Origin of the sequence: Streptomyces sp. NPDC002896 (assembly GCF_040295225.1) — a bacterium.
Taxonomy (GTDB): domain Bacteria; phylum Actinomycetota; class Actinomycetes; order Streptomycetales; family Streptomycetaceae; genus Streptomyces.
Map to the genome: position 1 here is coordinate 1 of NZ_JBEOVA010000060.1, position 26,606 is coordinate 26,606.

Annotated in this window: 27 protein-coding genes; 11 read left to right on the plus strand and 16 right to left on the minus strand. The window is 68.8% G+C overall.

Annotated features, from left to right (window positions below):
* Positions 1-130 precede the first annotated feature (130 nt).
* Positions 131-871, minus strand: a complete 741-nt coding sequence (locus ABT009_RS44990) for a phosphotransferase family protein (RefSeq protein WP_351308431.1) — start codon at positions 869-871, stop codon at positions 131-133.
* A gap of 313 nt (positions 872-1,184) precedes the next feature.
* Between ABT009_RS44990 and ABT009_RS44995 the strand changes: the two genes are divergently transcribed.
* Positions 1,185-2,732 carry an esterase gene (locus ABT009_RS44995; RefSeq protein ID WP_351308434.1) on the plus strand — a complete coding sequence of 516 codons (1,548 nt, stop codon included), beginning with the start codon at positions 1,185-1,187 and terminating at the stop codon, positions 2,730-2,732.
* A gap of 279 nt (positions 2,733-3,011) precedes the next feature.
* Here the strand turns inward: ABT009_RS44995 and ABT009_RS45000 are convergent, their stop codons facing one another.
* From ABT009_RS45000 to ABT009_RS45010, 3 genes are all read right to left on the minus strand, one after another.
* Positions 3,012-3,806: an oxidoreductase gene (locus ABT009_RS45000; protein WP_351308437.1), complete on the minus strand. Its 795-nt coding sequence runs from the start codon at positions 3,804-3,806 to the stop codon at positions 3,012-3,014.
* 129 nt (positions 3,807-3,935) lie between these two features.
* The gene (locus ABT009_RS45005; protein WP_351308500.1) at positions 3,936-4,193 is read right to left on the minus strand and encodes an HAD family hydrolase; all 258 of its coding nucleotides are present in this window, start codon (positions 4,191-4,193) and stop codon (positions 3,936-3,938) included.
* The gene (locus ABT009_RS45010; RefSeq protein WP_351308506.1) at positions 4,094-4,597 is read right to left on the minus strand and encodes an HAD family hydrolase; all 504 of its coding nucleotides are present in this window, start codon (positions 4,595-4,597) and stop codon (positions 4,094-4,096) included. The genes ABT009_RS45005 and ABT009_RS45010 overlap by 100 nt, the downstream gene beginning before the upstream one ends.
* Positions 4,598-4,773: 176 nt before the next feature.
* On the opposite strand from ABT009_RS45010, the gene ABT009_RS45015 reads away from it, so the two are divergent.
* The 5 genes from ABT009_RS45015 to ABT009_RS45035 all read left to right on the plus strand — a co-directional run bounded on the left by ABT009_RS45015 (position 4,774) and on the right by ABT009_RS45035 (position 7,676).
* Positions 4,774-5,229, plus strand: a complete 456-nt coding sequence (locus ABT009_RS45015; RefSeq protein WP_351308440.1) for a MarR family winged helix-turn-helix transcriptional regulator — start codon at positions 4,774-4,776, stop codon at positions 5,227-5,229.
* Positions 5,226-6,107: an ABC transporter ATP-binding protein gene (locus ABT009_RS45020; RefSeq protein ID WP_351308443.1), complete on the plus strand. Its 882-nt coding sequence runs from the start codon at positions 5,226-5,228 to the stop codon at positions 6,105-6,107. Before ABT009_RS45015 ends, ABT009_RS45020 begins: the two co-directional genes overlap by 4 nt.
* Positions 6,067-6,927 carry an ABC transporter permease gene (locus ABT009_RS45025; RefSeq protein ID WP_351308446.1) on the plus strand — a complete coding sequence of 287 codons (861 nt, stop codon included), beginning with the start codon at positions 6,067-6,069 and terminating at the stop codon, positions 6,925-6,927. The genes ABT009_RS45020 and ABT009_RS45025 overlap by 41 nt, the downstream gene beginning before the upstream one ends.
* Positions 6,928-7,053: 126 nt before the next feature.
* Entirely contained in the window at positions 7,054-7,305 is a 252-nt protein-coding gene (locus ABT009_RS45030) for a hypothetical protein (RefSeq protein ID WP_351308449.1), read from the plus strand.
* Complete coding sequence (locus ABT009_RS45035; protein WP_351308452.1) at positions 7,305-7,676, plus strand: fic family toxin-antitoxin system, toxin component; 372 nt, start codon at positions 7,305-7,307, stop codon at positions 7,674-7,676. Before ABT009_RS45030 ends, ABT009_RS45035 begins: the two co-directional genes overlap by 1 nt.
* Before the next feature lie 143 nt (positions 7,677-7,819).
* Here the strand turns inward: ABT009_RS45035 and ABT009_RS45040 are convergent, their stop codons facing one another.
* Positions 7,820-10,576 carry a putative Ig domain-containing protein gene (locus tag ABT009_RS45040; RefSeq protein ID WP_351308454.1) on the minus strand — a complete coding sequence of 919 codons (2,757 nt, stop codon included), beginning with the start codon at positions 10,574-10,576 and terminating at the stop codon, positions 7,820-7,822.
* Positions 10,577-10,940: 364 nt separating this feature from the next.
* Here ABT009_RS45040 and ABT009_RS45045 point away from each other — a divergent pair, with 364 nt between their 5' ends.
* The 5 genes from ABT009_RS45045 (at position 10,941) to ABT009_RS45065 (ending at position 14,279) form a co-directional block, all read left to right on the plus strand.
* A complete protein-coding gene (locus tag ABT009_RS45045) occupies positions 10,941-12,005 on the plus strand; it encodes an NAD(+)/NADH kinase (RefSeq protein ID WP_351308457.1) in 1,065 nt (354 codons plus the stop codon).
* A 409-nt stretch (positions 12,006-12,414) separates the two neighbouring features.
* Positions 12,415-12,579, plus strand: coding sequence for a 50S ribosomal protein L33 (gene rpmG / locus ABT009_RS45050; RefSeq protein ID WP_351308460.1), 165 nt, complete (start codon positions 12,415-12,417; stop codon positions 12,577-12,579).
* Between the two features lie 46 nt (positions 12,580-12,625).
* Positions 12,626-12,886 (plus strand): type B 50S ribosomal protein L31, encoded by a 261-nt coding sequence (locus ABT009_RS45055; RefSeq protein ID WP_351308463.1) that lies wholly within the window; start codon positions 12,626-12,628, stop codon positions 12,884-12,886.
* A 55-nt stretch (positions 12,887-12,941) separates the two neighbouring features.
* Complete coding sequence (locus tag ABT009_RS45060; RefSeq protein WP_351308466.1) at positions 12,942-13,064, plus strand: ribosomal protein bL36; 123 nt, start codon at positions 12,942-12,944, stop codon at positions 13,062-13,064.
* Positions 13,065-13,865: 801 nt separating this feature from the next.
* On the plus strand, positions 13,866-14,279 hold the full coding sequence (locus tag ABT009_RS45065; protein WP_351308469.1) for a GNAT family N-acetyltransferase: 414 nt from the start codon (positions 13,866-13,868) through the stop codon (positions 14,277-14,279).
* Positions 14,280-14,519: 240 nt separating this feature from the next.
* On the opposite strand, the gene ABT009_RS45070 is transcribed toward ABT009_RS45065, so the two are convergent.
* The 11 genes from ABT009_RS45070 to ABT009_RS45120 form a co-directional block, all read right to left on the minus strand.
* A complete protein-coding gene (locus tag ABT009_RS45070; protein ID WP_351308471.1) occupies positions 14,520-15,518 on the minus strand; it encodes a sugar phosphate isomerase/epimerase family protein in 999 nt (332 codons plus the stop codon).
* A gap of 26 nt (positions 15,519-15,544) precedes the next feature.
* The gene (locus tag ABT009_RS45075) at positions 15,545-16,741 is read right to left on the minus strand and encodes a Gfo/Idh/MocA family protein (protein WP_351308474.1); all 1,197 of its coding nucleotides are present in this window, start codon (positions 16,739-16,741) and stop codon (positions 15,545-15,547) included.
* A gap of 60 nt (positions 16,742-16,801) precedes the next feature.
* Positions 16,802-18,244 (minus strand): sugar porter family MFS transporter, encoded by a 1,443-nt coding sequence (locus tag ABT009_RS45080; RefSeq protein ID WP_351308477.1) that lies wholly within the window; start codon positions 18,242-18,244, stop codon positions 16,802-16,804.
* Between the two features lie 39 nt (positions 18,245-18,283).
* A complete protein-coding gene (locus ABT009_RS45085) occupies positions 18,284-19,780 on the minus strand; it encodes a CoA-acylating methylmalonate-semialdehyde dehydrogenase (RefSeq protein ID WP_351308480.1) in 1,497 nt (498 codons plus the stop codon).
* A 29-nt stretch (positions 19,781-19,809) separates the two neighbouring features.
* Complete coding sequence (gene iolD, locus ABT009_RS45090) at positions 19,810-21,687, minus strand: 3D-(3,5/4)-trihydroxycyclohexane-1,2-dione acylhydrolase (decyclizing) (RefSeq protein ID WP_351308483.1); 1,878 nt, start codon at positions 21,685-21,687, stop codon at positions 19,810-19,812.
* Positions 21,684-22,562, minus strand: a complete 879-nt coding sequence (iolB, locus tag ABT009_RS45095) for a 5-deoxy-glucuronate isomerase (RefSeq protein WP_351308486.1) — start codon at positions 22,560-22,562, stop codon at positions 21,684-21,686. Before iolB ends, iolD begins: the two co-directional genes overlap by 4 nt.
* Positions 22,559-23,431 (minus strand): Cgl0159 family (beta/alpha)8-fold protein, encoded by an 873-nt coding sequence (locus tag ABT009_RS45100; RefSeq protein WP_351308488.1) that lies wholly within the window; start codon positions 23,429-23,431, stop codon positions 22,559-22,561. The genes iolB and ABT009_RS45100 overlap by 4 nt, the downstream gene beginning before the upstream one ends.
* 4 nt (positions 23,432-23,435) lie before the next feature.
* Positions 23,436-24,404, minus strand: coding sequence for a 5-dehydro-2-deoxygluconokinase (iolC, locus tag ABT009_RS45105; protein ID WP_351308491.1), 969 nt, complete (start codon positions 24,402-24,404; stop codon positions 23,436-23,438).
* Positions 24,405-24,556: 152 nt separating this feature from the next.
* Positions 24,557-25,414: a sugar phosphate isomerase/epimerase family protein gene (locus ABT009_RS45110; RefSeq protein ID WP_351308494.1), complete on the minus strand. Its 858-nt coding sequence runs from the start codon at positions 25,412-25,414 to the stop codon at positions 24,557-24,559.
* Between the two features lie 161 nt (positions 25,415-25,575).
* A complete protein-coding gene (locus ABT009_RS45115; RefSeq protein ID WP_351308497.1) occupies positions 25,576-26,505 on the minus strand; it encodes an ATP-binding cassette domain-containing protein in 930 nt (309 codons plus the stop codon).
* 9 nt (positions 26,506-26,514) lie between these two features.
* Positions 26,515-26,606 (minus strand): sugar ABC transporter permease (locus ABT009_RS45120; RefSeq protein ID WP_351308503.1); only part of this gene is annotated, 92 nt, incomplete at its 5' end.

Consider the following 26,606-nt stretch of genomic DNA (forward strand, 5'->3'; position numbering starts at 1 on the left):
CGCTGCAGGCGTTCGACATCACCTTCGACGGACGGCTCTCGGCCGCCCGCCGCTAGAACCCGACAACCGAGTTACACCACTGGCTGGACACACCCCGTATGGGAGACCCGCATAGCCGATCGGAGCGGAGTCAGCGTAGAGCGCGTGCGAAGACGGCCCGGTTGGCGGCTGTGTGGTCGTGTTCACGCCTGGACCAGGCGATTCGGGCAAGGATCTGGTCTTTGTCGGCCACGCGTGGCTGTGGAGCGTTGAGGTGCCGGCGCCACCAGACGGCATTGCGGATTTGGCGATCAAGGATGGCGTCGATGAGGCTGCTGCGTGCTGCAGCGTCCAGGCCATAGGCGTCGGCGAGGATCCGTACCTGGACTGCCTGTTCCTGCACGGGTGAGGCTTGTGACTTGGAGGAGACGCACCAGGTCCAGGCCATATATCCGACGTCTTCGAGGGGGTCCCCGGGGGCGGCTTCGTCGAAGTCGATGAAGGCCACCGGCAGGCCCTGGCGGAAAACGGCATTGTTCGGGCCGGGATCGTGGTGGCAGACGACCGGATGGGCTCCGGCGAGGCGGCTGCCGTGAGTGGCATCGTGCAGGGACCGCAGAAGGGCCCCTGCAGCCGCTACCTGATCGTCACTCCAGAGCTGGAACCTGGCCGGTACGTGACCGGGTATATAGGTGAACGTGTCTCGGCCCGCGTCGTCGAGGCCCAGATAGCGTGGAGCACCTTTGAACCCGCGGTGTTGAAGGTGGTTCAGCAATTGGGCGACGAAGCCGGACCTGGCTGTGACGGGTCGCCGGACGGTGTCGCCGACACGGACGACACCCGGAGTGATCCGCCCCCCGGACAGTGGCACTTCGCCCTCTCCTGCGTGCATGGCTTCAGCTTCTCGTCCTCTTGGCCCTCCGTGGGCCCAGCGGTCACCGGACGTCGCGGCAGGCCCGGGAGCTGGCCCGCGGACGCGGGGTGCGGCGCCCGCAGCATGAAGGCGCGGGGACGTCCCAGGCCGCGCTCCCTCCCCTCAGCGCCCCACCCGACCCCGCCTTACCCCGCCCGGAGTCGTCGGACCGCCCGGAGACCCGTACAACCCTGACGCCTCACAGAGCGTCAAACACGGCGCCGGATAAGAAACGGGCTCTTTTCGGATACCCCCGCGCCCGCCCGGACGTTCTTGAGCGAAGGAGCCGCTCATGCACAAGAAACGCTCGGCTGCCGTTGCCGCGGCATCATTCCTTCTGATCTCGGGTGCGGCCATGGCCACCGCGCCCGCTTCCTACGCCGGGACCCCCGGCGGTACCCGTGCGAGCGACCGCAACCGCGACTTCAACGGCGACGGGTACGAGGACGTGCTGGTCGGGGCGCCCGGCGCCTCGGTCGGCGGTCGCTCGGGCGCCGGTGCCGTCACCGTCCAGTACGGCGGACCCAAGGGTGTCACCACGGGCAACGCCAGAGTCTTCAGCCAGAACACGACGGGAGTGCCGGGCGCCGCCGAGACCGGGGACGCCTTCGGCAAGGCCGTGGCCACCGGCGACCTCGACGGGGACGGCTACGACGACGCGGTCATCGGCATCCCGGGTGAGGACCTCACGGGCATCGGCACGGACGCGGGCGGCATCACCGTCCTGTGGGGCTCGCCCAACGGTCTGTCGGGCGCCAACAGCGACTGGCTGCAGTCCGATGACGCGGCGGCGGGCAACAGGTTCGGCAGCGCTCTGGCCGCCGGGCACTTCACCTCGTACGTGCCGGGCGATCTGCTCGCCGTACTCGATAAGGTCGGCCTGTCCATCTATCAGTACGAAGCGGCGCCCCAGCCCACCGCGAGCGGAGACGCGGGCGCGACCGGCGGCGGTGACGCGGGCGCGGCACCGTTCAAGCCGTTCAAGAACAAGACCCGCACCCCGCTCAGCGCCCAGGACGAGGCGCCGGGCATCACGCCCAAGTCCCTGACCACCGGCGACTACGACGACAACGGCCTGGCCGACCTGGTGGTCTCCGGCCTCAGCGAGGGCGCCGAGCCGGGCTACGGCTGGTCGTACGTCATCCTCAGCTCCGACAACGACCCCCTGCCGCTGATCGCGGTGCGCGGCGGCCCGGTGGTCGCCTCCGGCGACGTCAACGGCGACGGCTTCGACGACCTGGTCACCGGGGAGCCGCACAGCCCCGACGACGGCGGCGCCTCGACGACCGGCGGCGTGATCGGCGTCTACTACGGCAGTCCCGACGGGCCCGCCGGCCAGGAGGGACCCGGGACTCCGCCCGTGTGGTGGACCCAGGACACCGCGGGCGTGCCCGGCGTCGTCGAGCGCGGTGACGGCTTCGGCACCGACCTGTCCGTGGGCGACACCAATCGCGACGGATACGCGGACGTGGCGATCGGCGCCTCCGGCGAGGACATCGGCAGCGTCGCGGACGCCGGGGCGGTCTGGGTCCTGCGCGGCTCGGCCAAGGGCCTCACCGCCTCCGGCGCCCTGGCCGTGAACCAGAACACCTCCTATGTCCCGGGCACGGCCGAGAAGAGCGACAAGTTCGGCGGCCAGGTGTCCTTCACCGACCCCAACGACGACGGCTACTACGGCCTGCTCGCCTCGGCGCCGGGGGAGAACACCAACGACGGCGTGGTGTGGGTGTTCTCGGCGGGCTCGAGCGGCATCAAGCTGCCCGGCTCGTGGACCTTCGGCGGTGGCTCCCTCGGTGCTCCGTACCTGGACGCCCGGTTCGGCGAGGCCATCGACGACTGACCGGTGGCCCGTCCACCACCCCTCCGGTGGACGGGCCGCCCGCCGTGGCAGGCGATGCCGAGCGTCACGGCGGCGCACGCACCGGTGTTCTCGGTGCGGGCGCCACCGCCGTGTCCGGCCTCAAGCCCGAGGTAGTTGACTCCCCGCCTGACCGTAATCACAGACAACCACGAGGGAGACGCGGCCTGTCTTCCCGTCGGCTGGGGCGCCGCAGCGAATGGCGCCGGGGGAGGCGCTCAGGCACGTCGCCTTGTGTCTGGTGCCCGTGTCCTCGGCAGGTCAGGTGGTCTTGATCTGGCCGCCGTCGATGACGAATTCGGCGCCGGTGATGTTTCCGGCGCGGCCAGAGGCCAGGAAGACGGCGAGGTCGGCGACTTCTTGAGGTTCGCTGATCCGTCCGGTGGAGATGCCCATCTGCTGGGGCACGATCTCGTCCAACGCTTCCTGGGCGGTGGTGCCGGCATCGGCGGCGACGGAATCGGCGAAGCCGCCGGGAGCGGTCCAGAACGGGGTGCGGACCGGTCCTGGGGCAACGGCGTTGACGCGCACGCCACGCGGCGCGAACTCCTCCGACAACGCCTTGGTGAGGTTGCTCAACGCGGCTTTGGCCGCCGAGTAGTCGACCACCATGGGAAAGGGCAGGCGTGCGTTGATGGAGCTGATGTTGACGATCGCTCCGCCGCCGTCGGCGATGAGGTGGGGCAACGCCGCGCGACTGGCGCGGACCGCGCTGAAGAAGGTCAGGTCGAAGACCCGCTGCCACTCGGCATCGTCGATGTCCACGAAGCTGGTGCGCGGCTTGGTCACGCCGAGGTTGTTGACGAGTACGTCGATCCTGCCGTGTCGGTCCGCCGCTGCCTGGACCAGGCGGCCCGCGCCGTGGGGTTCGGCCAGGTCGACGCTGACGAAGACGATGTCGTACCTCTCACGCAGTGCGGTGAGCTCAGGGGATTCCGTACGGCTGCCGACGACCACGCGCGCTCCCTCACGGCCGAGCGCCTCGGTGACGGCCAGGCCGATGCCCTTGCTGGCGCCCGTGACGACGGCGACCTTGTCCTTGAGCTCCAGATCCATCGGTAGCGCTCTCCTCCGGCGTGATCCTCATACGGCACTTCGTGCAAAGCGGACATATGCATGCGGATCGAGTATCGCCTTCGAGTGCACTGCCCATTCCCACCGACACAAGCTCGTGCTGCCACCGCGTCAGAAAAGGTCCAGCAATTCCGTCAGGGACGCGATGGAAGGCACATCCGAGGTAGCCGATCCCCGACAGACCGCACGCCCCGCATATCCGAGTCTGATCGCGGCGGCGACCAGGCTCGGATCGTCGTCGACGAACAGACATTGCGCAGGCGCGAGATTCAGGGCGGTGCTGGCGTGGTGGTACATGCGCGGGTCCGGCTTACGGCAGCCGAGCTCGGCGGAGATCGCGTACGCCTCGAAGAACTGCCCGATGCCCAGTCCCGCGTGGAGGGCGGGCAGACCGGGCCAGGCCGCACGCCTCGCCGGCTCAGCTCTTCCAGGGTTCCCACGACCTCCGGGTACGTCTCCAGAACCGTGGCCGGGGGGACTTCGCGGCGCAGGTCGGCCAGGAGTTGCGGGATCGGGTCCACACCGAGGTCGCGAAGCAGCACCCGGTGGTAGTCGTCGTAGTCGGGCGTCGACGACGAGGCGGTGAAGAAACGCTCGCCCGCGTCGATGGCCGCCGCGAACTGTTCCGGTGTGATCGCGGGGTCGTAGGTGAGGACGGTCTGCTCGAAGTCTGCTCGTGGGTTCCACCGGCCGCCGATCGGCCGCATCAGCACGCCGCCTGAGTCGAAGAGGACAGCGCGGAGATCATCAGGAGAGGGTGGTCGTGTCGTCACCGGCTCAGTCTGGTGAGCGGATGCCCCACTGGTCGACCCCCGCCACCGTCCGACACCGGCAACCACACCCGCCCCGGGTCAGGCCGACATCACGAATTCAAGGTCTGTAGAAGCGGAGCTGACCGTTCGGTCTGATCTGCTGGCCAGTACCTCTCACTCAGAGCTATTCTACCGAGGTGGCCACAGAGGTGTTCCCCAACGCGCTCGCTGACGTACTGGCCGGGTTGCAGCGGCTGATCCGGCGCCGGCTGCGCAGCGGCATGAGCGAGCCGCCGCTGCGTGGTGCGCAGGTCGAGCTGCTGCGGCTCGTCGCTGCCCGTCCCGGCATCGGAGTGTCGGACGCCGCCAAGGAGCTGTATCTGGCGGGCAATTCCGTCTCGACACTCGTCAACCAGCTCGGCCGCGCCGGTTATCTGCTCCGCGAGACGGATCCGGCCGACCGGCGCTCCGCCCGGCTGATGCCCACGCCCGCGGCCGAGGCCCGGCTGCGCGACTGGCAGGAACGCCGCACTGCACTGGTCCGTGCCCAGGTGGCCCGCCTCAGCGAGGCCGACCAGGTAGCTCTCCGGGCGGCGCTGCCCGCCCTGCGCCGACTTGCCCAAAACCTGCACGAGGAGGTCGAGGGAACATGACCGAAACCCTTACCGGCAAGAAACCCGACGCCGTCATCTGCACCGGCCTGAGGTACTCCTTCGGCGAGACGACCGCCGTCGACGGCCTGGACCTGTCCGTTGCCGCGGGTGAGGTCTTCGGCCTGCTCGGGCCGAACGGTGCCGGCAAGACCACCGCGATGCGCTGCATCACCACGCTGCTGCCGGTTCCCGCGGACAGAGTCCGCGTCTTCGGCCACGACGCGGCCAGGGAGCGCATGCAGGTACGCCGCCTCCTCGGATACGTCCCCCAGCAACTCTCCGCCGACTCGGGACTTACCGGCCGGGAGAACGTGGCTCTGTTCGCCCGCGTCTTCGACGTCTCCCGCCGCGAGCGCGCCGACCGTGTCGCCCAGGCCCTCGAGGCGGTCGGCCTCACCGATGCGGCCGACCGGCTCGCCAAGACGTACTCCGGAGGCATGGTCCGACGCCTCGAACTGGCCCAGGCCCTGGTCAGCGCACCCCGCCTGCTGATCCTCGACGAGCCGACCATCGGCCTCGACCCGATCGCCCGGACTGGAGTGTGGGAGCACATCAACACCGTACGGGCCGCCACGGGCATGACCGTGCTGGTCACCACGCACTACATGGACGAGGCCGACCAGTACTGCGACCGGGTCGCGTTGATGCACCGCGGACGCATCCGTGCCATCGGCACGCCCGCCGAGCTCAGGTCCGGCCTCCAGAAGCGGCTGCGCGCCGCAGGTGAAGGCGGAAGCGAGAGCGAGGGGGACACCGACGCACCGCTGCCGACGCTCGAGGACGTCTTCCGGGACGTCGCCGGCAGCGGCCTCGATGATCAGTCAGGAGACTTCCGCGATGTCCGAAGCACCCGCAACACAGCCACCCGCGTCGGTTGACCACAAGCACGCCGAGGGCCTAGATCTGCTGGTCGTTCCGCCCCGGGCCCGTACGGGATGGCGCGTGCTGCTCGCACGCGTGGGCGCGATGTGCACGGTCGAACTGCAGAAGCTGCGCCACGACCGGACCGAGATCTACACGCGAGCCGTTCAGCCGGCCCTGTGGCTGCTGATCTTCGGCCAGACGTTCACGCGGATAAAGGCGATACCCACCGGCGGCGTCCCCTATATCGACTACCTGGCGCCCGGCATCATCGCCCAGTCCGCGATGTTCATCGCCATCTTCTACGGCATCATGATCATCTGGGAGCGTGACGCGGGCATCCTGACCAAGCTCCTGGTCACGCCCACCCCGCGGTCGGCCCTCATCACCGGTAAGGCGTTCGCCGCGGGCGTGAAGGCGCTGGTCCAGGCGATCGTCGTGATCCTCATCGCCGCGCTGCTCGGCGTCGCCCTGACCTGGAACCCGTTGCGCCTGCTGGGCGTGGCCGTGGCGGTCGTCCTGGGCTCGGCCTTCTTCTCCTGTCTGTCGATGACGATCGCCGGCATCGTCCTGACCCGGGACCGTCTGATGGGCATCGGACAGGCCATCACGATGCCGCTCTTCTTCGGTTCCAACGCGCTCTACCCGGTGTCGGTCATGCCCGGCTGGCTCCAGGCGATCAGCAAGTTCAATCCGCTCAGCTACCAGGTCGACGCCCTGCGCGGCCTGCTCCTCGGCACGCCCTCACATCTGGCCCTCGACTACGGCGTCCTGCTTGTGGCCGGCACGCTGGGCATCATCGCGGCGTCCTCGCTGTTGGGCAGGCTGGCCCGCTGACGGCACCCGCTGTCGGCGGACCTGGTATCCGAGGCCCAACCTCTCGCCCAATGACGAGATCGCCAGGCCGAAGATCATCTCGGCCCGCACCTGCGCAGGCTGGTAGCACCCTGCTACCTTCGTGGTATGGCGAAGACCCAAACGAACCTGCGACTGGCCCCCGAAACGCTGGAGGCCGCGAAGGACGCAGCCAAGAAGCGGGGGCTGAACCTCAACGCGTACGTGGAGTTGCTCATCACCGAGGACACCACCGGCACCCGCGGCCGTGGCATGGCCGCCGCACAGCGCATCATCGACGACTTCGGTTCGTTCCTCGATGACGTAGAGCAGGAACTGAACCATCGCACCGCGCGCCCCGGTGGGAGCGCGGCCGCCTGATGGACCTGCACGTCGACCTGTCCTGGATCCTCGAAGTCGCCGAGCGCGCCGGTCAGGGCGACCCACAGCCGGACGATCTCGGTGTTCCGGTCGCGGCAGTGGCCAGGCACCGCGCCGAACTCCTCGACGCCCCGGTCTACGGCGGCACCTACGCGCGCGCCGCCGCCCTCGCCCACACCCTGGGCCGCTGCCGCTGGCTGGAGCGCTCCAACCTCACCGTCGCCTGCGCCGCCACCGTCATGTATCTCGCCGCCAGCGGCATCGACGTCCACCCCGACAAACAGCATCTACGCGCCCTGGCCGAGGAGCTGTACGACCCCCGCAGCACCACCGCCCGCATCGTGGAACTGCTGCGTTCCTGGCCCGTCTGAATTGCCCTGGTGAAGCCTCCACATCACCGTTGCCGTCAAGTGACAGCTAGCCGCAGCCGGTCACTGGGGCGCCTGCGCAGCCGAGTCGCGGACGAAGCCGGGGCGGGGCCCGTGCGGCTCCGCCCCGGCTTCGTTCCGTGTCGTCAGGACTGGACCTCGTGGCGGACGCCGTGGATCCGGAACTCGCTGAAGGAGGACAGGCCCGGGTAGGCCGGGTCTGTCGGTATGCCCGGGTCGTCGATCTGGACCTTGAAGTAGCGGAACTGCAGGTCCTGCACATCGGGCAGGGCCGGGATGGTCTCCATCGCGAAGTTCTGGTCCGTGGTGTTCGTCGTCTCCCGGCTGGTCAGCAGCGTCCAGTTCTGCCCGTCGTTCGAGCCGTAGACGTTGGCGCCCTCGGACCGGTTGGCGAAGTTGTACCGGGCCTGCAGGCCGAAGTCCGAGGCGCTCACCCGGTACCCGGCGCCGAAGTCGACGGTGAACGGAGCCTTCAGGTCACCAGTTGTCGTGTTCCAGTCGTCGTCCACCAGGTTGGACACATTGAGCGCTGAGAGGCTGGAGGTCACCAGCGACGGGTAGTCGAGCGAGCCGTCACCGAGCACCGGGTTCAGCAGTTGCAGCGAGCGCACCGCCGCCTGCAGGGTGACCAGCGACGTGGAGAACTCGGCCTCGTCCGCGGTGGGGATGGACTCCTGCACCTGGTCTCTGACCTTGGTGAAGTCCGCGAGCGAGGCGGTGGTGTACGTCTCCTTCGGGTCGTAGCCGGTGAGCGCTTCCCGGTAGGCCTGCTGCCGGTTGGGCTCGGCGCGCAGGGTGACGTCGAGGACGGTGTCGACGGTGCCGTCGTCCGCGATGACGCTGAAGTGGTACGTGCCGGACTGCCGCTGCTCGGGAGTCCAGTTGAACTCACCTGTCGCGGGGTCGAGTCGGGCCCCCTCCGGCAGGCCCTCGGCGCGATAGCTCACGGTGTCCTTGGAGCCCGCGTCGGTCGCGGCGAACGACGTCGTCAGCGTCTCCTTCGTGACCGCGATGACGTCGGTGCTCTTCCCCTGCGGGAACTTGGGCGGAGTGAGCTGCGACGGGGCAAGCGTGTTCACGTGGTCGACGTCCACCGTGCCGCCCTCGGGACCGGTCACCGTGAAGTAGGCGATGTTGTCGCCGACCTGGTTGGCGTGCACTGCCGTGTAGGCGACGTCGTAGGTGACGTAACGCCATTCGCCATGTGTGTTCGGCAGGGTGAGGGTGCGGAACGGGGCGGTGTGCTGGTCCCTGGCCACGGCCAGTCGCATGCCCGAGGTGGTGGTGCGGATCAGCACACCGACCGGGCAGTAGTTGTTCCGGTTCCCATAGACCAGGTCGTGGACCACCAGGGTGGTGCCCCGGTCGGAGGCGTGCATCTCGGCGAAGGAGCGTCCGTCCTCGGTGCGCATTTCCGTGCCGGGGTCGAAGGCAACGCCCTTCTGCTCCACCTGCACATTGGTGTCCCCGGGCGGGACGGGGCTCTGCCCGGCGAGCTCCGCGGGGAAGGAGAGCCAGTACTCGGGCCCGGTGTCGATGCCGCTCCAGAAGTTGTTGAGCGTCGTCGAACCGGCGTAGTAGAGCGGCCCGTAGTTCTGCTCGTGGGCCTTGGCCAGGTAGGGGGCCTCCTTCTCGACGTCCACGCCCTCGACGTACTTGTAGACGTCGTACAGCTCGTCGATCTCGGCGACCTGGTACAGGCGGCCGCGGTAGGCGGAGGAGATGGTGCCGGTGCCGCCGGTCGTGTCGATCCACGGGGTGTCGTAGCCGAGCATGAAACGGGCGTAGGCGTCCGCCCCGGCCAGCAGGCGGTCGCTGAGGAAGCGGTACGGGTCGACTGCGTCGGAGGCCGTGGACACGGTGCCGTGCTCCGGGTCGATCTTGGTACCTTGCACGCTCAGGATCCGCGCGAGCCCGGCGAGGTTGTCGACGTCGTCGCCGCCGTGGGCCTGGTCGCGGCCCATCTCCTGGTGCTGGACGAAGGAGTAGCCGTAGGGGTTGAGCGGGTCGTTCTTGTCGATCAGCGGCAGGATGGCGGCGAGCGCGCCGTTCTGCTCCGGCCGGGTGGTGGTGGCGTTGACGGTGTACCACTCGACGCCCTCGTCGTAGCGGGGGCGGTTGTCGGTGAAGATGTAGCCGGCGAGTGCGCCGATGAGCGGATAGCTGTGCTGGTTCAGGTAGTTGGTGTTCTTGTACAGGAACACCTTGGCCATCGGGTCGATCAGATTGGTCGTCAGCTTGTCTGTGTCGCTGTCGCGCCAGGCGAGGTCGTAACCGCTGTACGAGGAGTCGTAGCTGGTGTAGCGCAGGATCTCGGCGGCGGCCAGTAGCCGGTAGAGGGGGACGCCGGTGTGGATCTGCGAGTCGGCGTAGTACGCGTACCGGTTCGGATCCATGTTGCTCCAGATCCGGATGATCTTCATGGCGTTGGCGCGGTAGGTGTTGTCGCCCGTCATGAAGTACTCGACGGCCTGCGCGAACGCGCCCCAGGAATCCTCGATCAGCTTGGACTCGGTGGACGTCGAGGTGAAGTAAGGCTGCGCGGGCTGGTCGAGGACATTGCCCTTGTTCCTGGACTGCAGCGTCCGTGAGGCGTACTTCGACACGCCCAGCGCGTCGAAGTAGCCCTCCCACGGCTGCACGCCCGCCCGGACCTGCTTCCTGGCGAACTCCAGGTTCTGCGCGGTGACGCCGATGCCGGGGTGGGTGAACCCGGCGCCGCTGGTGGTGACCGTGATGGTGGGCAGCGCGGGGGCTGCGGCCGCCTGGACACCGGCGCCGCCGGTGTCCGCGACAGCAGCGGCCGCGGAGGCGGGTACAAGGACGAGCGCCATCGCCGTCGCGGCTGCTGCGGCTCTGAGCCGTGGCAAGCGGTTGCTCACGTGCTGTCTCCAGTCGTCGGTTTCCCCGCGTTCGGGCATGCCTGGGGCACCCTCGGCAGGGTCTTTTCGGTGCGGAGCAGGGCCCGGATAGAAACCGGTCTCTGTGAGAATCTGGCTTGTGGTGGCGGACTGTCAATGTGTGCGACGGAGGAAAAGTAGTAATCGTTTGTCAATGTGGTTCGAAGCAACGGCCCCAAGCAGCGCGGCAACAACTCGCCGTCGCCGAGCCCTGCCGCCCCTGCGGACGCGACGTCTCTGCCGCACGAACCGATCCCTGTGGCAAGCACTCTCCAAAGCTGTGACGATGACTTACAGCCTTCAGAGACATACCGCCGTCAGACGCGACGGCAGCCGGGGAGGTGACATGCCGATCAGCCGGTTGGGACTCGTCGTGCACGGAGGCCGGCCGGAGGCGGTCTCCGGAGCACACACCGTGCGCGAGTGGTGCACACGGCACGGCATCGGCTGCGCCGAAATCGACGTGTGGCAAGGCCAGGGAAGCCGCCGCAGCGCCCACGAGGAAATGCAGGCCGCGGGCAGCCCCGACCTCATCGTGACACTCGGCGGAGACGGCACCTTCCTGCGCGGAGCACGCATCGCTGCGCACAACAACATCCAGGTGCTGGGCGTCGACCTGGGCAAAGTCGGTTTTCTGACCGAGATCCCGATCACCGACGTGGAGCAGGCGCTGGACGCCGTACACGCCGGAAGATCCGAGTGCGAAGAACGCATGACACTCACCATGCGGGCGTCCAAACTGCTCGAGATACCCACCGACACGGAACAGATCCTCTGCTACGGCCGAGGCCCTGCCCTCCCGCCGCCGCAGCCACGGCCAAGCCTCGCCGAGGACGACACGTGGGGAATCGCGCTGGACGTCACCGCGCTGAACGACGTCGTGGTGGAGAAGCTGGCACGGGACCACCAGGTCAGCGTGGGCGTCTACATCTCCGGGCGGTTGCTGGCCTCGTACTCGGCTGACGGCGTCATCGTCGCCACACCGACAGGCTCGACCGCCTACAGCTTCGCAGTCGGGGGTCCGGTGCTCTCGCCCCGGATGCGCGCCGTGATCTTCACCCCCGTCGCCCCGCACATGACGTTCAACCGCACCGTGGTCGCCGACGGGGACGAGCCGATCTCCCTTCGGCTGCTGCCCCACTCCGGGCGCGCTGCGGTCAGTGTCGACGGGCAGCCGCGCGGCATCCTGGAGCCCGGCGACTGGATCGAAGTAGCCGCAGCACCGCTACCCCTGCGCCTGGTCAGGCTTGCTCCCGCCAACTTCTACGGGCGGCTCCGGGAACGCATGAGGCTCACGGACGCGCCCGCGACGGCCGCAGACGGTGGAGCAGCGCCGCTGTTCCGGCCCACCAGCCCGGTTCCCGACGACATACGCCACCTCCGCCTCCCTCCGCCGCCCCACATGCCCTGACCTGCCCCCGGCACTACGCAGAAGGGCCAGGCGCGCCATCCGCCGCCGCTCCCAACACCGCGCCCGTGCCACCGCCCGGTCGGCCGCCAAAGAGCATCGCCACAAACTCAAGATCGGGGAATGCCTGCGGGGACCGGCTGGTTGGAAGCAGCGTGGTCGTGAAGGGGACATGTCCCCGGGCCTCATCCATTGCCCATGAGGACGATCGTTCGGCTGAAGCCTCATGGAGCCTGCCGCCGCGTAGGCGACGCCCTTCACGATCGCACCGCACGCGCAGCCGCCAGCCTGGTTCGCAGACGTAGGCATGCGGTGCGGGCGGCACATCGGGAATGCGACGAAGGATCCCGCTGTTACAGGCATAGCTGGCATGCTCCGGTCAAACCGAGAGCTGTGGCGAAGGGAGGACCTCATGGCACGCAGCACCGCGCGCCCCGTCGTCAGGCTGAAGTCGACGGCCGGAACCGGCGTCACCTACGTGACGCGCAAGAACCGTCTCAATGACCCCGACCGGCTCGTACTGCGCAAGTACGACCCGGTGGCAGGGGAGCACGTCCTCTTCCGAGAGGAACGCTGAACCGATCCGCCCCTTGCGGGCGGACGGCCACGAGGAGGAAAAACCCATGAGGCATGGCATCCACCCCGCCTCCCGCCCGGTCGTCTTCCGCGACCGTGCCGCGAACGCCGCGTTTCTGACCCACTCGACCGCATCCTCGACCCGGACGATCGAGTGGGAGGACGGCAACACCTACCCGCTGATCGACGTCGAGATCTCGTCGGCCAGCCATCCCTTCTACACCGGTGCCACGCGCATCGTGGACACCGCCGGCCGTGTGGAGCGCTTCGAGCGCCGCTACGGCCTCAGGGCCCCCGCCCACCGCTGATGGCACGCAGACTCCGAGCAACACGCCGGCATCCGAGTAAGAGGAGAACACCGTCATGAAGGTGCGCAAGTCCCTGCGTTCGCTGAAGTCCAAGCCCGGATCCCAGGTGGTTCGTCGACGTGGCGTGACCTTCGTCCTCAACAAGAAGAGCCCCCGCTTCAAGGCACGCCAAGGCTGAGGGGGCATCCGTTGAGAAGTCGGCCGGCCTGGCTGCGCGATCCGCGGGGTCAGGCCGGCCTCAAGGCTCACCAGTTGGATTAGCCAACCGTAGTGATGCTGTGGCAGGGTGTGACGCGCACGCCCGACGCCCAGGCGACGTCGGGCACCCTCCCCGGCCAGGTCTTACCGGCCTGCCCGGCCAGCGTCCGGAGGGACGTGTCACGCGGGCCGACGGCTTTGCCCATCGGCACCAGGGCACGAAGACGATTGGCGGCATGGGGCGGTTTACGCGCTCTGGTCCTGTGTAACCCATGGGATCGCCAAGCCATTCAGAGACGCTGCTGATTCGTGCGGTGGTGACGTCGCGGCGAATCACCGTCGAGCAAGTGCGGGTCCAGCCGGGCCTGTTCGTTGCTCGATTTTCGTGTGTTTGGTGGGCTGACGCCGATGAGCGGCTCGGGAGGAAGCCAGAGCGAGGTCCCACTGGTCAGCTGTCCGACCGGCGAGCTGCCGCAACCACGCTGAGTGACTGCAGAAGGTGGGGCTACGCGGACGGGGCCAGGGTCGGCTGCGGCGGTGTGGCGCGGCTCTTTGAGTGGTTCGTCGATGCCGCCAGGGATGGTGTCCCGTCCGATCTGGCTGCACGAGGCGACGGACGGGTTGGGCCGAAGTATCGGTTAACACATGCGAGGCATAGTGCCGCGGTGCAAAGCTGATCTCCATGTCGCCCTCAGTCATACGGCTCGCTCGGTACACACAGGCGGAGCTCGACGAGATCACTGGAGGTGCCGCCGACCCCTCCGGGGTCGCCTCGACCGGCTTGAAGTGGCTGGACAAGGAGGTGCACTTCGGTGTCAGACAGCAGGGCCGCCTCGTGGCGCACGCCGGCCTGGTGCAGGTGACGGTCTCGGTTGATGGTGACCGTCTGCAGGTGGCGGGCCTCGGTGGTGTGATCGTGGCGCCTGATCTGCGAGGACACGGGCTGGCACGGCTGGTCGTGACAGCTGCTGTGGAGCATGCCCGCGGCAGTGGGGCGGAATTCGGGCTCCTGTTCTGTTGGCCGGATCGGGTTCCGCTGTACCAGCATCTGGGGTGGCGGGCCCTGGACGGCGACATGCAGGTCGAGCAACCTGACGGATTGGTCAGCATGCCGCCGCTCCCCATGTGGATACCGCTCGCCGAAGGTGCGATATGGCCGCGCGGACGTGCGCGCCTTCTTTCGCTTCCCATGTGATGAGCGTTGCCGCAAGGGCTGGGTCCGGGCCAAGGTGAGCGTGTCGTTCTGTTCGTCGGTGTCGTCGAATTCGAGGCCGATCACCGTTCTTCGTAGAAGCCGCAGGGGCCGGGACCGGCATCGCCGGTCACCATGATCCGTGGTCAGAGCGCCGTCGGGGGAGCCCAGAGCCATCGTCGCCGGCGGTACAGCCGTGGCCCCGTGCCCGCCGGCGGGCACGGGGCCACGTACGGGTGTGGGTCAGAGGGCTGCCGCGGCGCTGTGCAGGTTCTTGGCGGCCAGGGCGAGTCCTTCGGTCTGGGAGTAGGCGGCGTCCTCGTGCTCGATGTTCACGGCCATGTCCGGGTTGATCTCGGTCAGGGCGCGCAGGAATTCGGTCCAGAACGGGACGTCGTTTCCGAGGCCGACGGCGACGAACTTCCATGCCGGGTTCTCGGGCCAGGCGTTGCACCAGAAGCCGTAGCCGGTGGGTACCTTGCCGGGGGCGTCGGCGGGCACGCGCGTGAAGGAGGCGTCCAGTACGCCACGGATGTCGGCGCCGGGGCAGAGCGTCGCGTCCTTGGCGGCGGCGTGGAAGACCAGCGGGCCCAGCCACTTGATGGAGGCGACCACGTCCATGCCCTGCCACATCAGGTGGGACGGGTCCATCTCGGCGCCGACGTTCGTCGCACCCGTCTCGTCGACGAGCCGCTTGAGCGTGACGGGGGAGAACACCACGTTGTGCGGGTGCATCTCGATGGCGACCCGGACGTCGTTCTCCCGGGCCAGCGCGTCGATCTCCTTCCAGAACTCGACGGCCACGCCCCACTGGTAGTCCAGGACGTCCATGTAGACGCCGTCCCAGGGGTTGACGACCCATGAGGGGTACTTGGCGTCTGGGTCGGAACCCGGGGTGCCGGACATGGTCACGACGTGCTTCACGCCGAGCAGGCCCGCGAGGCGGATCGTGCGACGCAGGTCGTCGGCGTGCTTCGGGCCGACCCCGGGGAGGGGGTTGAGCGGGTTGCCGTTGCAGTTGAGGCCGGTCAGTTCCATCCCGCGGTCGGCGAAGGTCGCCAGGTACTCCTCGCGCGCGGTGGCCGAGGACAGCAGCAGGTCGACCGAGCAGTGCGGGGAGGGGATGAAGCCACCGGTGTTGACCTCCACCGAGGTCAGACCGTTCTCCTTGAGGATGTCGAGGGCTTCGGTGAGGGGGCGGTCGTGCAGGCAGGCGGTGTAGGCGCCGAGCTTGAGGGCCATGTGTCTTTTCCTTCTGTGCGGGGTGGTCAGGCGAGGGGCGGAACCGCGGTGACCGCGCCGCCGTTGCGGGAGGAGTCGACGACGGCCTGGATGATCTCCATGGTCCGCAGCGCGTCGGCGAAGGTGGCGCAGGCCGGCCGCGGATCGGCGACGCCCGCGACCTGGTCGAGGAAGGCCCTGGCCTGGTAGGTGAAGTTGTCGGCGTTGCTGGCGCCCACCCCCGGCGCCTCCATCGGGACCCCGCCCGCGAAGTACGGCAGCTGCGGGCCGGCGATGATCTGGCGGGCGCCGCGGGTACGGGCCTCGGGCTGGGCGTCGTCGAAGAGGTACTCGGCGGGCCGGTGCTGGTCGAACGCGGCCCGGCCGCCGAGTCCCAGGACGTCGAAGGAGAGCCCGTTGGGCAGGCCGAAGCCGGTGCGCGTCACCGAGAAGGTGCCCACAAGCCCGGACTCGAAGCGGGCGGTGAAGGAGGCGGTGTCCTCGTTCTCGACCTCGCCGAACTCGTCCGAGACGGGGGCCGCGTTGTGCCCGACGACCGCGCCCAGCGGCAGGGGCCGCTTGGGGATCTGCGTCGACAGCGTGGCACCGGAGACCGAGGCGATGGGACCGGCGACGTACTCGGCGGCGTCGATGATGTGCGAGCCGACGTCCCCGAGCGCGCCGGAGCCGGGGCCGCCCTTGAACCGCCAGCTCAGCGGCCCGTTCGGGTCGGTGGCGTAGTCGCACCAGTACCGGCCGCTGAACATCGTGAGGTCGCCCAGCTCGCCGCGCTGGACGTGGTCGCGGATCGCGGCGATGGCGGGGGAGCGGCGGAAGGTGTACCCGACGGCGGTCACGACCTCGGCGGTGCGCTCCAACTCGGCCATCGCACGGGCGTCTTCCATCGATCCGGCCAGCGGCTTCTCACACAGCACGTGCTTGCCCGCGGCGACCAGCGCCTCCGCGATCGGACGGTGCAGAGCATTGCCGACGACGATGCTGACGGCGTCGATCGTCGGGTCCTCGACAACGGCCTCCCAGCTCGGGAGCGCCTTCTCAAACCCGTAGCGGCGGGCGGCATCCTCACCGAGTTCGACGTTGGCGTCGGCGATCGCGGCCAGCCGGACCGGCGGCAGGCCGGCACCGAAGACCGTGTTGACGTTGCGGTATCCGGCGGCGTGGCTGCGGCCGGCCATGCCGGCTCCGATCACCGCGACGGAGAGAGGTTTGGCAGACGTGGCCATGGCGGTGCCTTTCGAAGTATTTGGAAGGGAATCGAAGTATTCGGAAGGGAAGGAACGTGATCAGGCGGCGAACTGCCGTCGGAAGTGGGCCTCGATGGCCTCCATCGAGCGGCCTCGGGTCTCGGGAATGGTGCGGAGGTAGAAGACGAACGTCGCGACGTTGACCGCGGCGAAGATCAGGAACGTGACCCCGCCGACCGCGTCGATCAGCGGCGGGAACACCAGCGTGACCACGAAGTTGGCCATCCAGGTGCCGAACACCGCCGTGCCCATCGCGAGGCCGCGCAGGCGCAGCGGGAAGATCTCCGAGAGCATCAGCCAGAACACGGTCGCGATGCAGCCCTGCATGAACAGCAGGAAGGTCAGCATGGACGCGAGCACGAGATAGCTGCGCGCGGTCGACTCCGGCAGGAGCAGGAAGCAGAGGGCGATCAGCACCAGCGAGACGGTGACGCCGACCTGTCCGGTCAGCAGCATCGGGCGCCGGCCGAACCGGCCCAGCAGCCACATGCCGGTCGACACTGCGATCACCGCCACGACGCCGTTGGCGATGGTGGCCGTCAGGGCGGCCTGGGTGCCCAGCCCGGTGTCCAGCAGGATCGTCGGCGCGAAGTACATGATCGAGTTGACGCCGGTCAGCTGCGACAGGACGGCCAGCCCGAACCCGACCGTCACGATGCGCCGCACCCACGGCGTGCCCAGTTCCCGCCAGCCCGCCCGCGGCTCGTTGGCGTCTGCGGTGACACGGCGCTTGATCTCGGCGAACTCCGCGTCCGCGACCCGCGCGTCACGAATGCGGCCCAGCGTGCGGGCGGCGTCGTCGAACCGCCCGCGGGAGGCCAGCCACCGGGGCGACTCGGGCACGAACAGCATCCCGATCCACAGCAGCACGGCCGGGATCGTGGCCAGCGCGAGCATCCAGCGCCACACGCCACCCTCGCCCACGGTGTCGGCGATGATCGCGTTCGAGGTGTACGCCAGCAACTGCCCGGTCACGATCATCAGCTCGTTCTGCGTCACCAGGCGACCGCGGTGCTCGGCGGGAGCCAACTCGGCGATGAACACCGGAACCGTCGCGGACGCACCGCCCACGGCCAGCCCGAGCAGCACCCGGAACAGCACCATCACCACGAGATCCGGGGCCAGCGCGGTGCCCAGCGCACCGACGAAGAACAGCACGGCGAGACCGAGGATCGTCCGCCTGCGCCCATGACGATCGGAGAGACGCCCGCCGTACAGGGCCCCGAACGCCGCGCCGAGCACGAGCGACGACGCGACGATCCCCTCGGTCAGCGGGGTGAGCCCGAGCCCGCCCTTCTCGGGCGAGAGGGACATGAAGGGAAGCGCGCCGGAGATGACGCCGGTGTCGTAGCCGAAGAGGAGCCCGCCGAAGGTGGCGATGACGGTGATGAGCCGCAGTCGGCGGTAGACCTCCGGAGAGGCGTTGTCCTTGACGGTACTGCTTGGTGTGAGGGCCTGGGGCGCGTCGTCCCTGACGTCCATGGCCACCTCCTACCGGTCGATGTGGGGGGACGGGGGACTTCAGTTGGAGGTGGGGAAGTTGAAGCCGGCGGTGAGCTGTTGCTTGGGCTGGGGCCAGCGGGTGGTGACGACCTTGGGGCGGGTGTAGAAGCGGATGCCTTCGGGGCCGTGGATGGGGGAGTCGCCGATGAGGGAGTCCTTCCAGCCGCCGAAGGAGTAGTACGACATCGGGACGGGCACGGGGACGTTGATGCCGATCATGCCGACCTTGATGTTGCGCTGGAAGCGGCGGGCGGCTTCGCCGGAGGCGGTGAAGAGGGCGGTGCCGTTGCCGTAGGGGTTGGCGTTGATGAGGTCGATGGCCTCGTCGAGGGTGTCGGCGCGGACGATGGCGAGGACCGGGCCGAACAGTTCCTCCTTGTAGGCGTCCATCTCGGTTGTGACATGGTCGAGCAGGGATGGACCCGTGAAGAAGCCCTCCTCGTGGCCGTCGACCTTGAGGCCGCGGCCGTCGACGACGAGGGTGGCGCCTTGGGTGGCGGCGGTGGTGACGGCGTTCTCGACGCGTTCCTGGGCGGTCTTGGTGACGAGCGGGCCCATGTCGGTGCCGGGGGCGTCACCGGGGCCGACGTTGATCTCGCGGGCCTTGCGGGCCAGGACCTCGGCCAGTCCGTCGGCGGCGTCACCGACGGCGACGGCGACGGAGACGGCCATGCAGCGTTCGCCTGCGGAGCCGTAGGCGCCGGCGGTGATGTGGTTGGCGGCGAAGTCGAGGTCGGCGTCGGGGAGGACGACGGCGTGGTTCTTGGCGCCGCCGAGGGCCTGAACACGCTTGCCGGTCGAAGTCGCCTGTTCGTGCACGTACTTGGCGATGGGTGTGGAGCCGACGAAGGAGACGGCTTCGATGCCGGGGTGGGTGAGGATGGCGTCGACGGCCGGCTTGCCGCCGTGGACGATGTTGAAGACGCCGTCGGGCAGGCCGGCCTTCTTGTAGAGCTCGGCGACGAAGTTCGCGGCGGAGGGGTCGCGTTCGCTGGGCTTGAGGATGAAGGTGTTGCCGGTGGCGATGGCGATGGGGTGCATCCACAGGGGGACCATGGCCGGGAAGTTGAAGGGGGTGATGCCTGCGACGACGCCGAGGGGCTGGCGGAAGTTGTGGACGTCCACGCCGCGGGAGACCTGGTCGGAGAAGGATCCCTTCAGGACGTCGCCGAGTCCGCAGGCGAATTCCACGACCTCCCGGCCGCGCACGATCTCGCCGCGGGCGTCGTCGACGGTCTTGCCGTGCTCGGCGGAGATGATCCGGCCGAGTTCCTCCTCGTGCTCGACGAGGAGCTGCCGGAAGGCGAACATCACCTGGGTGCGCTGGGTGAGCGAGGACTCCGACCAGGTTTCGAATGCCTTCGCGGCGGCGGCCACGGCAGTGTCCACGTCGGCAGCTCCGCCGAGGACGAGTCGGGCCTGCTCCTGGCCGGTGGCCGGGTTGAACACCGGCGCGGTCTCCTGGCTCGTCCCGGCGGTGGGGGAGCCGTCTATCCAGTGCTGGATGGTCTTCACGGTGCGGGTTTCCTTTGCGGGGACGGGACTTACAGGTAGTGCCGCTGGGCGAGTTTGTGGGTGGCGTAGGTCTCGTAGGCGGTGCGGGTGGACTCCAGCGCGGAGGTCTGGCTGACCGGGACGTCCCACCAGCCGTGTCCGGGCGGGTTGGGGCCGTACAGATCGGTCTCGACATGCACGACGGTGGTGCGGCTCGCGGCCTTGGCCTTGTCCATCGCGATGCGGAACTCGTCGACCGTGGTGGCGTGCAGGACGTCGGCGCCCAGGGAGGAGGCGTTCGCGGCCAGGTCGACGGGCAGTACCTCGCCGTCGAGTAGGCCGGAGTCGCTGTCGCGGAAGCGGTATTTGGTGCCGAACCGCTGTGATCCGAGCGACTCCGACAGTGATCCGATGGAGGCGAAGCCGTGGTTCTGGACGAGGACGATGATGACCTTCAGGCCCTCGGAGACCATGGTCACGATCTCTTGAGCCATCATCAGGTACGAGCCGTCGCCGACGAGGACGACGACCTCGCGTGACGGGTCGGCCATCTTGGCGCCGACGCCGGCGGCGACCTCGTAGCCCATGCAGGAGTAGGCGTACTCGACGTGGTAGGCCTTCGGATCCCTGGCCCGCCACAGCTGCTGGAGATCGCCGGGCATGGAACCGGCGGCGTTGATCACTACGGCGCGGTCGTCGAGCACCTCGTTCAGCGCGCCGAGGATCTCCGTCTGCGCGGGCAGGGGGCCGTGGCCCACGGTGAAGCACTGGTCCTCGATCTCCCTGGTACGGGCGATGAGTTGACGGGTCTTCCGCCGATACGACTGTTCCACCTCCCAGCCTGTGAGCGCCTCGGCGAGTGCCTCGATGCCGAGCCGTGCGTCGGCGACCAGCGGTTCGGCGGAGTGCTTGACGGCGTCGAGGCGGGCCACGTTGAGGTTGACGAAGGTGACGTCGGGGTTGCCGAAGACGGTGTGGCTCGCGGTGGTGAAGTCGGAGTACCGGGTGCCGATACCGAGCACGACATCGGCTTCCTTCGCCAGCTCGTTGGCCGCGTGGGAGCCGGTCGAGCCGATGCCGCCAACCGCACACGGGTGGTCCCAGGGCACCGCTCCCTTGCCGGCGTGTGTGTCGGCGACCGGGATGCCAGTGGCCTGGGCGAACGCGCGCAGTTGGGTCTCGGCGCCGGAGTAGACGGTGCCGCCGCCGGCCACGATCAGCGGCTTGTTCGCACCGCGCAGCAGGTGCGCGGCCCGCTCGACGGCAGCGGGCTCGGGTACCGGGCGGCCCACGTGCCACACTCGCCGCCGGAAGAATGACAGTGGCCAGTCGTACGCCTCGGCCTGCACGTCCTGCGGCAGCGCGAGGGTGACGGCGCCTGTCTCCACCGGGTCGGTGAGCACCCGCATCGCGGCCAGCGCGGCCGGGATCAGCTGCTCGGGACGGGAGACGCGGTCGAAGTACTTCGATACGGCGCGGAAGGCGTCGTTGACGGTGACGTCCCCGCCCCGGGTGTCCTCCAGCTGCTGGAGCACGGGGTCGGCGGCGCGGGTGGCGAACATGTCGCTGGGCAGCAGGAGGACCGGGAGGCGGTTGGCGGTGGCGAGTGCCGCACCGGTGATCATGTTCGTGGAGCCGGGGCCGGTCGAGGCGGTGCAGGCGAAGGTCGCGAGCCGGTCGCGCATCTTGGCGTAGGCCACGGAGGCGTGCACCATGCCCTGCTCGTTGCGGGCGAGGTAGTAGGGCAGGTCGGCCTCGCGGGTGACGGCGGCCTGGAGCAGGGCCTGCCCGATGCCGGCGACGTTGCCGTGTCCGAAGATGCCCCACACCCCGGGGATGAGGCGCTGTTCCTGGCCGTCGCGCTCGCTGTACTGGTTGGCCAGGAAGCGCACCAGGGCCTGAGCGGTGGTGAGTCGGACGGTGTTCATCGCTCGTTGAGTCCTTCGAAGGGAAGCCGGTCGTCGACGTCCTGGGCGTCCCAGGTGCCGCGGACCCAGCCGTGGGCGGGGTCGTCGCAGATCAGCCAGGCGCGGTTCTGGCCGGGGCCGGCCATGACGTTGAGGTAGTAGAGGTCGTAGCCGGGCGCGGCGATCGACGGTCCGTGCCAGCCGTGCGGGATGAGGACGCTGTCGCCGGAGCGGACCTCGGCGAGCACGTCGATCGGGCGGTCCTGGGTGCCGTAGACCCGCTGGTAGCCGAAGCCGTTCTCACCCGCGACCTCGAAGTAGTAGATCTCCTCCAGCTCCGACTCCACACCGGGGCGGGCCTCGTCGTGCTTGTGCGGCGGGTACGAGGACCAGTTGCCGCCGGGTGTGAGCACCTCGCACACCAGCAGCTGCTCGGCCTCGAACGTGTCGGGAAGGCAGTAGTTGTTGACCTGCCGGGAACAGGCCCCGGCACCGCGCAGCTCGACGGGCACGTCCTCCGCTCGCCCGTAACGGGCGGGGAGATCCCCGCGCTTGGTACGGGCGGAGGGCAGCGCAAACGCCCCGCCGGACGTGCTACTGATGAGGGCCTCCGACTCACGCGGCAGGTACGCGAAGTCGGTGACCGAGGCGAACACACCCGTCCGACCGGCGAGTTCGAAGGCCTTGCCGTCCGTGGTGACGGTGCACGAGCCCGTCAGCGGCAGGACCAGGAACTCGGAATCCCCGGTGGACAGGGCGTGCGCCTCACCCGGCTTCAGGGTCAGGATCCTGAGGCCGGAATATCCCCAGCCCGCCGACTCAGGCGTGACCAGAAGATCGTAGGGACCGTCGGCCGAACTGCCCTTCGGCAGGTAGTACTTGCTCGTCCCGGTCACAGCAGGCTCACCGCCCGGTCCACGGCACCGGCGACGTCGCCGTCCGAGGGGTAGAGCAGGGAGCGGCCGACGACCAGACCACGTGCGGTGGGCTGCTTGAGGGCCTTGCCCCAGGAGGCGAAGGCCGCGTCGGCATCCTTGACCTCGCCGCCCAGCAGCAGCGCGGGCAGCGTGGAGGCGGCCAGGACACGTTCCATGCCGTCCACGACCGGCAGCTTCAGCCAGGTGTACGCGGTGCGGCGGCCCAGTCCCGAGGCGATGGTGATCGACTTGATGACGGCGTCGGTGGAGAGGTCGTTGCGGATCTTGCCGTCCTGCCACACCGACATGAACGGCTCCACCATGGCGATGAGTTGACGGTCGTTCAACTCGTCCACGGCGCGGGCACTGTTCTGCAGGACGGACGGGGTAGCGGGGTCGCCAAGGGCGATGCGGGTGAGCATCTTGCCGCCGTCGAAGCCCATTGCGGCGATCGTCTCGGCGTCGTACCCGGTGAACCGGTCGTCGATCTCGAACACGGAACCCGCGAGCCCGGCGCGGTTCATGGAGCCGAAAACGCTCTTGCCGTCCAGGACGCCGAGCAGCAGCAGGTCTTCGAGGATGTCGGCAGTGGCCAGCACGCCCGTCACACCGGGCCGTCCCAGGGCGGTGCACAGGCGCTCCAGCAGCCGGGCGCGGTCGGCCATGGCGGTGGGGTCGCCGCCGACGCCGTTGGCGCCGCGCGCGGGATGGTCGGCGGCGATGATCATCGCCTTGCCGTGCTCGCCGATCAGCGAGGTGGCTTTCATGCGGCGTGCAGCGGCTGCCGCGATGGCGCCGGGGTCGTTGACCCGGGCGTCCACGATCCCGCTCACATTGTCGGACAGCACGTCGTCACGCCTTTCGTTCGGCAGGGGCGAGGGATGCCTCGCGGAGCTTGGTGTCGACCTCGGTCTCGGTCGGCATCGCGTCGGAGCAGGACAGCCGGCCCGCGACGAGGGCGCCGGCGGCGTTGGCGAAGGACACCGTGCGGCGGGTGTCCCAGCCGGACAGCAGGCCGTGGCAGAGCGCGCCGCCGAAGGCGTCACCGGCGCCGAGCCCGTTGACCACCTCCACCGGGACCGGCGGGATCTCGGCGGCCGAGCCGTCCCGGTCCATCGCCAGGACACCCTCCGGCCCCTGCTTCACCACCGCCAGCTCGACCCCGGCCGCGAGCAGCGCCTTCGCCGCCGCGTACGGCTCCCGCTCACCCGTCGCCACCTCGCACTCGTCGAGGTTGCCGACCGCGACGGTGGTGTGCCGCAGGGCCTCGGCGTAGTACGCCCGCGCCTGGTCCGGGTCGGCCCAGAACATCGGCCGCCAGTCCAGGTCGAAAACCGTCGGCCCCGCCTTCGCCCGGTGCGCCAGCGCCGCGAGCGTCGCCGAACGACTCGGCTCCTCGCTCAGCCCGGTCCCGGTGACCCAGAAGATCCGCGCCGCGCGTACCGCCGCCAGGTCCAGCTCACCCGCCTGAATGTCCAGGTCGGGGGCCTTCGGCAGCCGGTAGAAGTACAGCGGGAAGTCGTCCGGCGGGAAGATCTCGCAAAACGTCACCGGTGTCGGCGCGATGCCCGACGTACCGACGAAACGGCTGTCGACGCCGTAGCCCTCCAGGGCCGACCGCACGAAGTCCCCGAACGGGTCCCGGCCCGTCTTGGTGATCACAGCCGAGGAGTACCCGTACCGGGCGGCGGCGACGGCGACATTCGTCGGGCTGCCACCCAGGTACTTGCCGAACGAGGTGACCTCCGCAAGCCCGACGCCCGTCTGGAGCGGATACACATCCACTCCCACGCGGCCCATGGTCAGCACTTCGAACGGCATCACGCTGGTTTCCCTTCGCTCCGGAGGACGGGGGTTGAGAGGGGGCTTAAAGCGCTTTAAAAGCGCCTCGCGAAGAACCTTGCTCCCAGTCAAATGTCATGTCAATAGGTTGTCACTACGAGATGTAGCAAAGTGACGGATGACCGCAGCCCTCAGGACCAGGCGGCCAGGTACTCGGCGATCTTCTCGCGCATGAAGAGGGACGACTCCTTGGCGCGTTCCTCCCAGGCGAAGACGCAGGCGGTGAGGGTCCCGTCGAAGCCGTTCGCGCGCAGTTCGCGGAAGAGTTCGTCGAAGTCGACCTCGCCCTGGCCGATGTCGAGGTGCTGGTGGATGCGGGCGGGGGTGCCGGGCGGGTTGAGGATGTAGCGGTTGCCGGACGAGGCCGTGTGGTCGAGGGCGTCGGCCAGGTGGACGTGGGTGAGCAGGTCGCCCGCGTACTCGATGATGCCGGGAGCGTCGTTGCCGATGTGGAAGGTGTGCGGGGCGCAGTAGAGGAAGCTGACGTTGGGGTGGTTGATCCCGCGGATCAGGTTGATTGCGTCGTAGCCGTTCTCGATGAAGTCGTCCGGGTGCGGCTCCAGGGCGAGGTGGATGCCTTCCCGCTCGAACAGCGGCAGGAGCTCGTCCAGGGACTTCCAGAACTGCGCCTCGCTGCGGTCGGGGTCCTCCGGCCGTCCGTTGAACTCCGAGATCATGCTGTCCACGCCTAGATCGGCGGCGATTTGGATGGACCGCTTCCAGTAGCGGATGGCGGCCTGCCGGGCGTCCTCGTCGGGCCCGGACCAGCGGAACAGCGGCAGCAGGGAGGAGATGCCGACGCCCGCCGCGTCCAAGGCCTTGCGGAACTTCCGTACGGTGGCGTCGTCCACGCGCGGGTGCCGGAAGAAGGGGATGAAGTCCTCGCGGGGGGAGAGCTCGATCCACTCGTAGCCCAACTCGGCTACCACGGATGGAAGTTCGAGCAGCGGAACATTGCGGATCATGTAGGGGTCGAGGGCGATCTTCATGGGGGAGTGCCTTCTGGTCGGTGGGAGACGGTGGAGCGTTGGATCAGGCCGTCCTTGGTGCGCATCGCGCGACGCGGCCAAACGAGATCTCGCTCTTGACGATGTAGGCGAGGATCAGGGGGGCGGCCTGCTTCAGGTGCGGACAGCTGATGCGTTTGCGGTCAGGAGCTCCCCTCGCGAGATGCCGCTACGGGGGCCGTGAGGTCCTCCTCTTCGGGGAGTTCGTCGACGTCGACGCCGCGGACTTGTGAGAGTTCGTGTTTGAGGGCGGCGAGTTCGGCTCCGCCGGCCATGTGGTTGGTGAGTTCTTCGAGGGTGATGTCGCTGCGGGCGGCGGAGAGTTCCATGGTTCCGAGGCGGAGGACGGAGAAGTGGTCGCCGACCATGTAGGCGTGGTGGGGGTTGTGGGTGATGAAGATGACGCCGAGGCCGCGGTCGCGGGCGGCGGCGATGTATTTCAGTACGACGCCGGATTGTTTGACGCCGAGGGCGGCGGTGGGCTCGTCGAGGATGAGGACGCGGGCGCCGAAGTAGACGGCGCGGGCGATGGCGACGCACTGGCGCTGGCCGCCGGAGAGGGTGCCGATGGGCTGGTCGAGGTCGTCCAGGACGATGCCCATGTTGCGCAGTTCTTCGTCGGCGGTCTTCTTCATGCGGTCGATGTCGAGGCGCCGCAGCGGCCAGGGGCCTTTGGTCATCTCGGAACCGAGGAAGAAGTTGCGCCAGACCGGCATCAGGGGCACGGTGGCGAGGTCCTGGTAGACGGTGGCGATGCCCTTGTCCAGGGCCTCGCGCGGGGTGCTGAAGCGCACGGGCTGGCCGTCGACGAGGAACTGGCCTTCGGTGTGCTGGTGCAGGCCGGAGATGATTTTGATGAGGGTGGATTTTCCGGCGCCGTTGTCGCCCAGGACGCAGGTGACCTGGCTGGGGCGGACAAAGAGGTCGACGCCGTGCAGGGCGCGGATGTTGCCGTAGGACTTGCCGGCGCCGCGCAGTTCGACGACGGGCGTGCCGTCCTGCGGCGCAGTGTCCTTGGCGAGTGCGCCGCCCAGTGCGTTTCCGTCCAGCGAGTTTCCGTTGGTGGTTGTCATGGGATCAGTTCACCTCCGGGTCGCCGTGCGGCGGACCCACAGATTGACGAGGGCGGCGACCAGGAGCATCACGCCGAGGAAGGCCTTGAACCAGTCGGGGT

Excerpts from the sequence above, each read along its gene's own strand:
- ABT009_RS44990 (WP_351308431.1), bottom strand. The coding sequence starts at position 871 with ATGCACGCAGGAGAGGGCGAAGTGCCACTGTCCGGGGGGCGGATCACT.
- ABT009_RS44995 (WP_351308434.1), top strand. The coding sequence starts at position 1,185 with ATGCACAAGAAACGCTCGGCTGCCGTTGCCGCGGCATCATTCCTTCTG.
- ABT009_RS45000 (WP_351308437.1), bottom strand. The coding sequence starts at position 3,806 with ATGGATCTGGAGCTCAAGGACAAGGTCGCCGTCGTCACGGGCGCCAGC.
- ABT009_RS45020 (WP_351308443.1), top strand. The coding sequence starts at position 5,226 with ATGACCGAAACCCTTACCGGCAAGAAACCCGACGCCGTCATCTGCACC.
- ABT009_RS45025 (WP_351308446.1), top strand. The coding sequence starts at position 6,067 with ATGTCCGAAGCACCCGCAACACAGCCACCCGCGTCGGTTGACCACAAG.
- ABT009_RS45030 (WP_351308449.1), top strand. The coding sequence starts at position 7,054 with ATGGCGAAGACCCAAACGAACCTGCGACTGGCCCCCGAAACGCTGGAG.
- ABT009_RS45035 (WP_351308452.1), top strand. The coding sequence starts at position 7,305 with ATGGACCTGCACGTCGACCTGTCCTGGATCCTCGAAGTCGCCGAGCGC.
- ABT009_RS45045 (WP_351308457.1), top strand. The coding sequence starts at position 10,941 with ATGCCGATCAGCCGGTTGGGACTCGTCGTGCACGGAGGCCGGCCGGAG.
- rpmG (WP_351308460.1), top strand. The coding sequence starts at position 12,415 with ATGGCACGCAGCACCGCGCGCCCCGTCGTCAGGCTGAAGTCGACGGCC.
- ABT009_RS45055 (WP_351308463.1), top strand. The coding sequence starts at position 12,626 with ATGAGGCATGGCATCCACCCCGCCTCCCGCCCGGTCGTCTTCCGCGAC.
- ABT009_RS45060 (WP_351308466.1), top strand. The coding sequence starts at position 12,942 with ATGAAGGTGCGCAAGTCCCTGCGTTCGCTGAAGTCCAAGCCCGGATCC.
- ABT009_RS45070 (WP_351308471.1), bottom strand. The coding sequence starts at position 15,518 with ATGGCCCTCAAGCTCGGCGCCTACACCGCCTGCCTGCACGACCGCCCC.
- ABT009_RS45075 (WP_351308474.1), bottom strand. The coding sequence starts at position 16,741 with ATGGCCACGTCTGCCAAACCTCTCTCCGTCGCGGTGATCGGAGCCGGC.
- ABT009_RS45080 (WP_351308477.1), bottom strand. The coding sequence starts at position 18,244 with ATGGACGTCAGGGACGACGCGCCCCAGGCCCTCACACCAAGCAGTACC.
- iolD (WP_351308483.1), bottom strand. The coding sequence starts at position 21,687 with ATGAACACCGTCCGACTCACCACCGCTCAGGCCCTGGTGCGCTTCCTG.
- iolC (WP_351308491.1), bottom strand. The coding sequence starts at position 24,404 with ATGCCGTTCGAAGTGCTGACCATGGGCCGCGTGGGAGTGGATGTGTAT.
- ABT009_RS45110 (WP_351308494.1), bottom strand. The coding sequence starts at position 25,414 with ATGAAGATCGCCCTCGACCCCTACATGATCCGCAATGTTCCGCTGCTC.
- ABT009_RS45115 (WP_351308497.1), bottom strand. The coding sequence starts at position 26,505 with ATGACAACCACCAACGGAAACTCGCTGGACGGAAACGCACTGGGCGGC.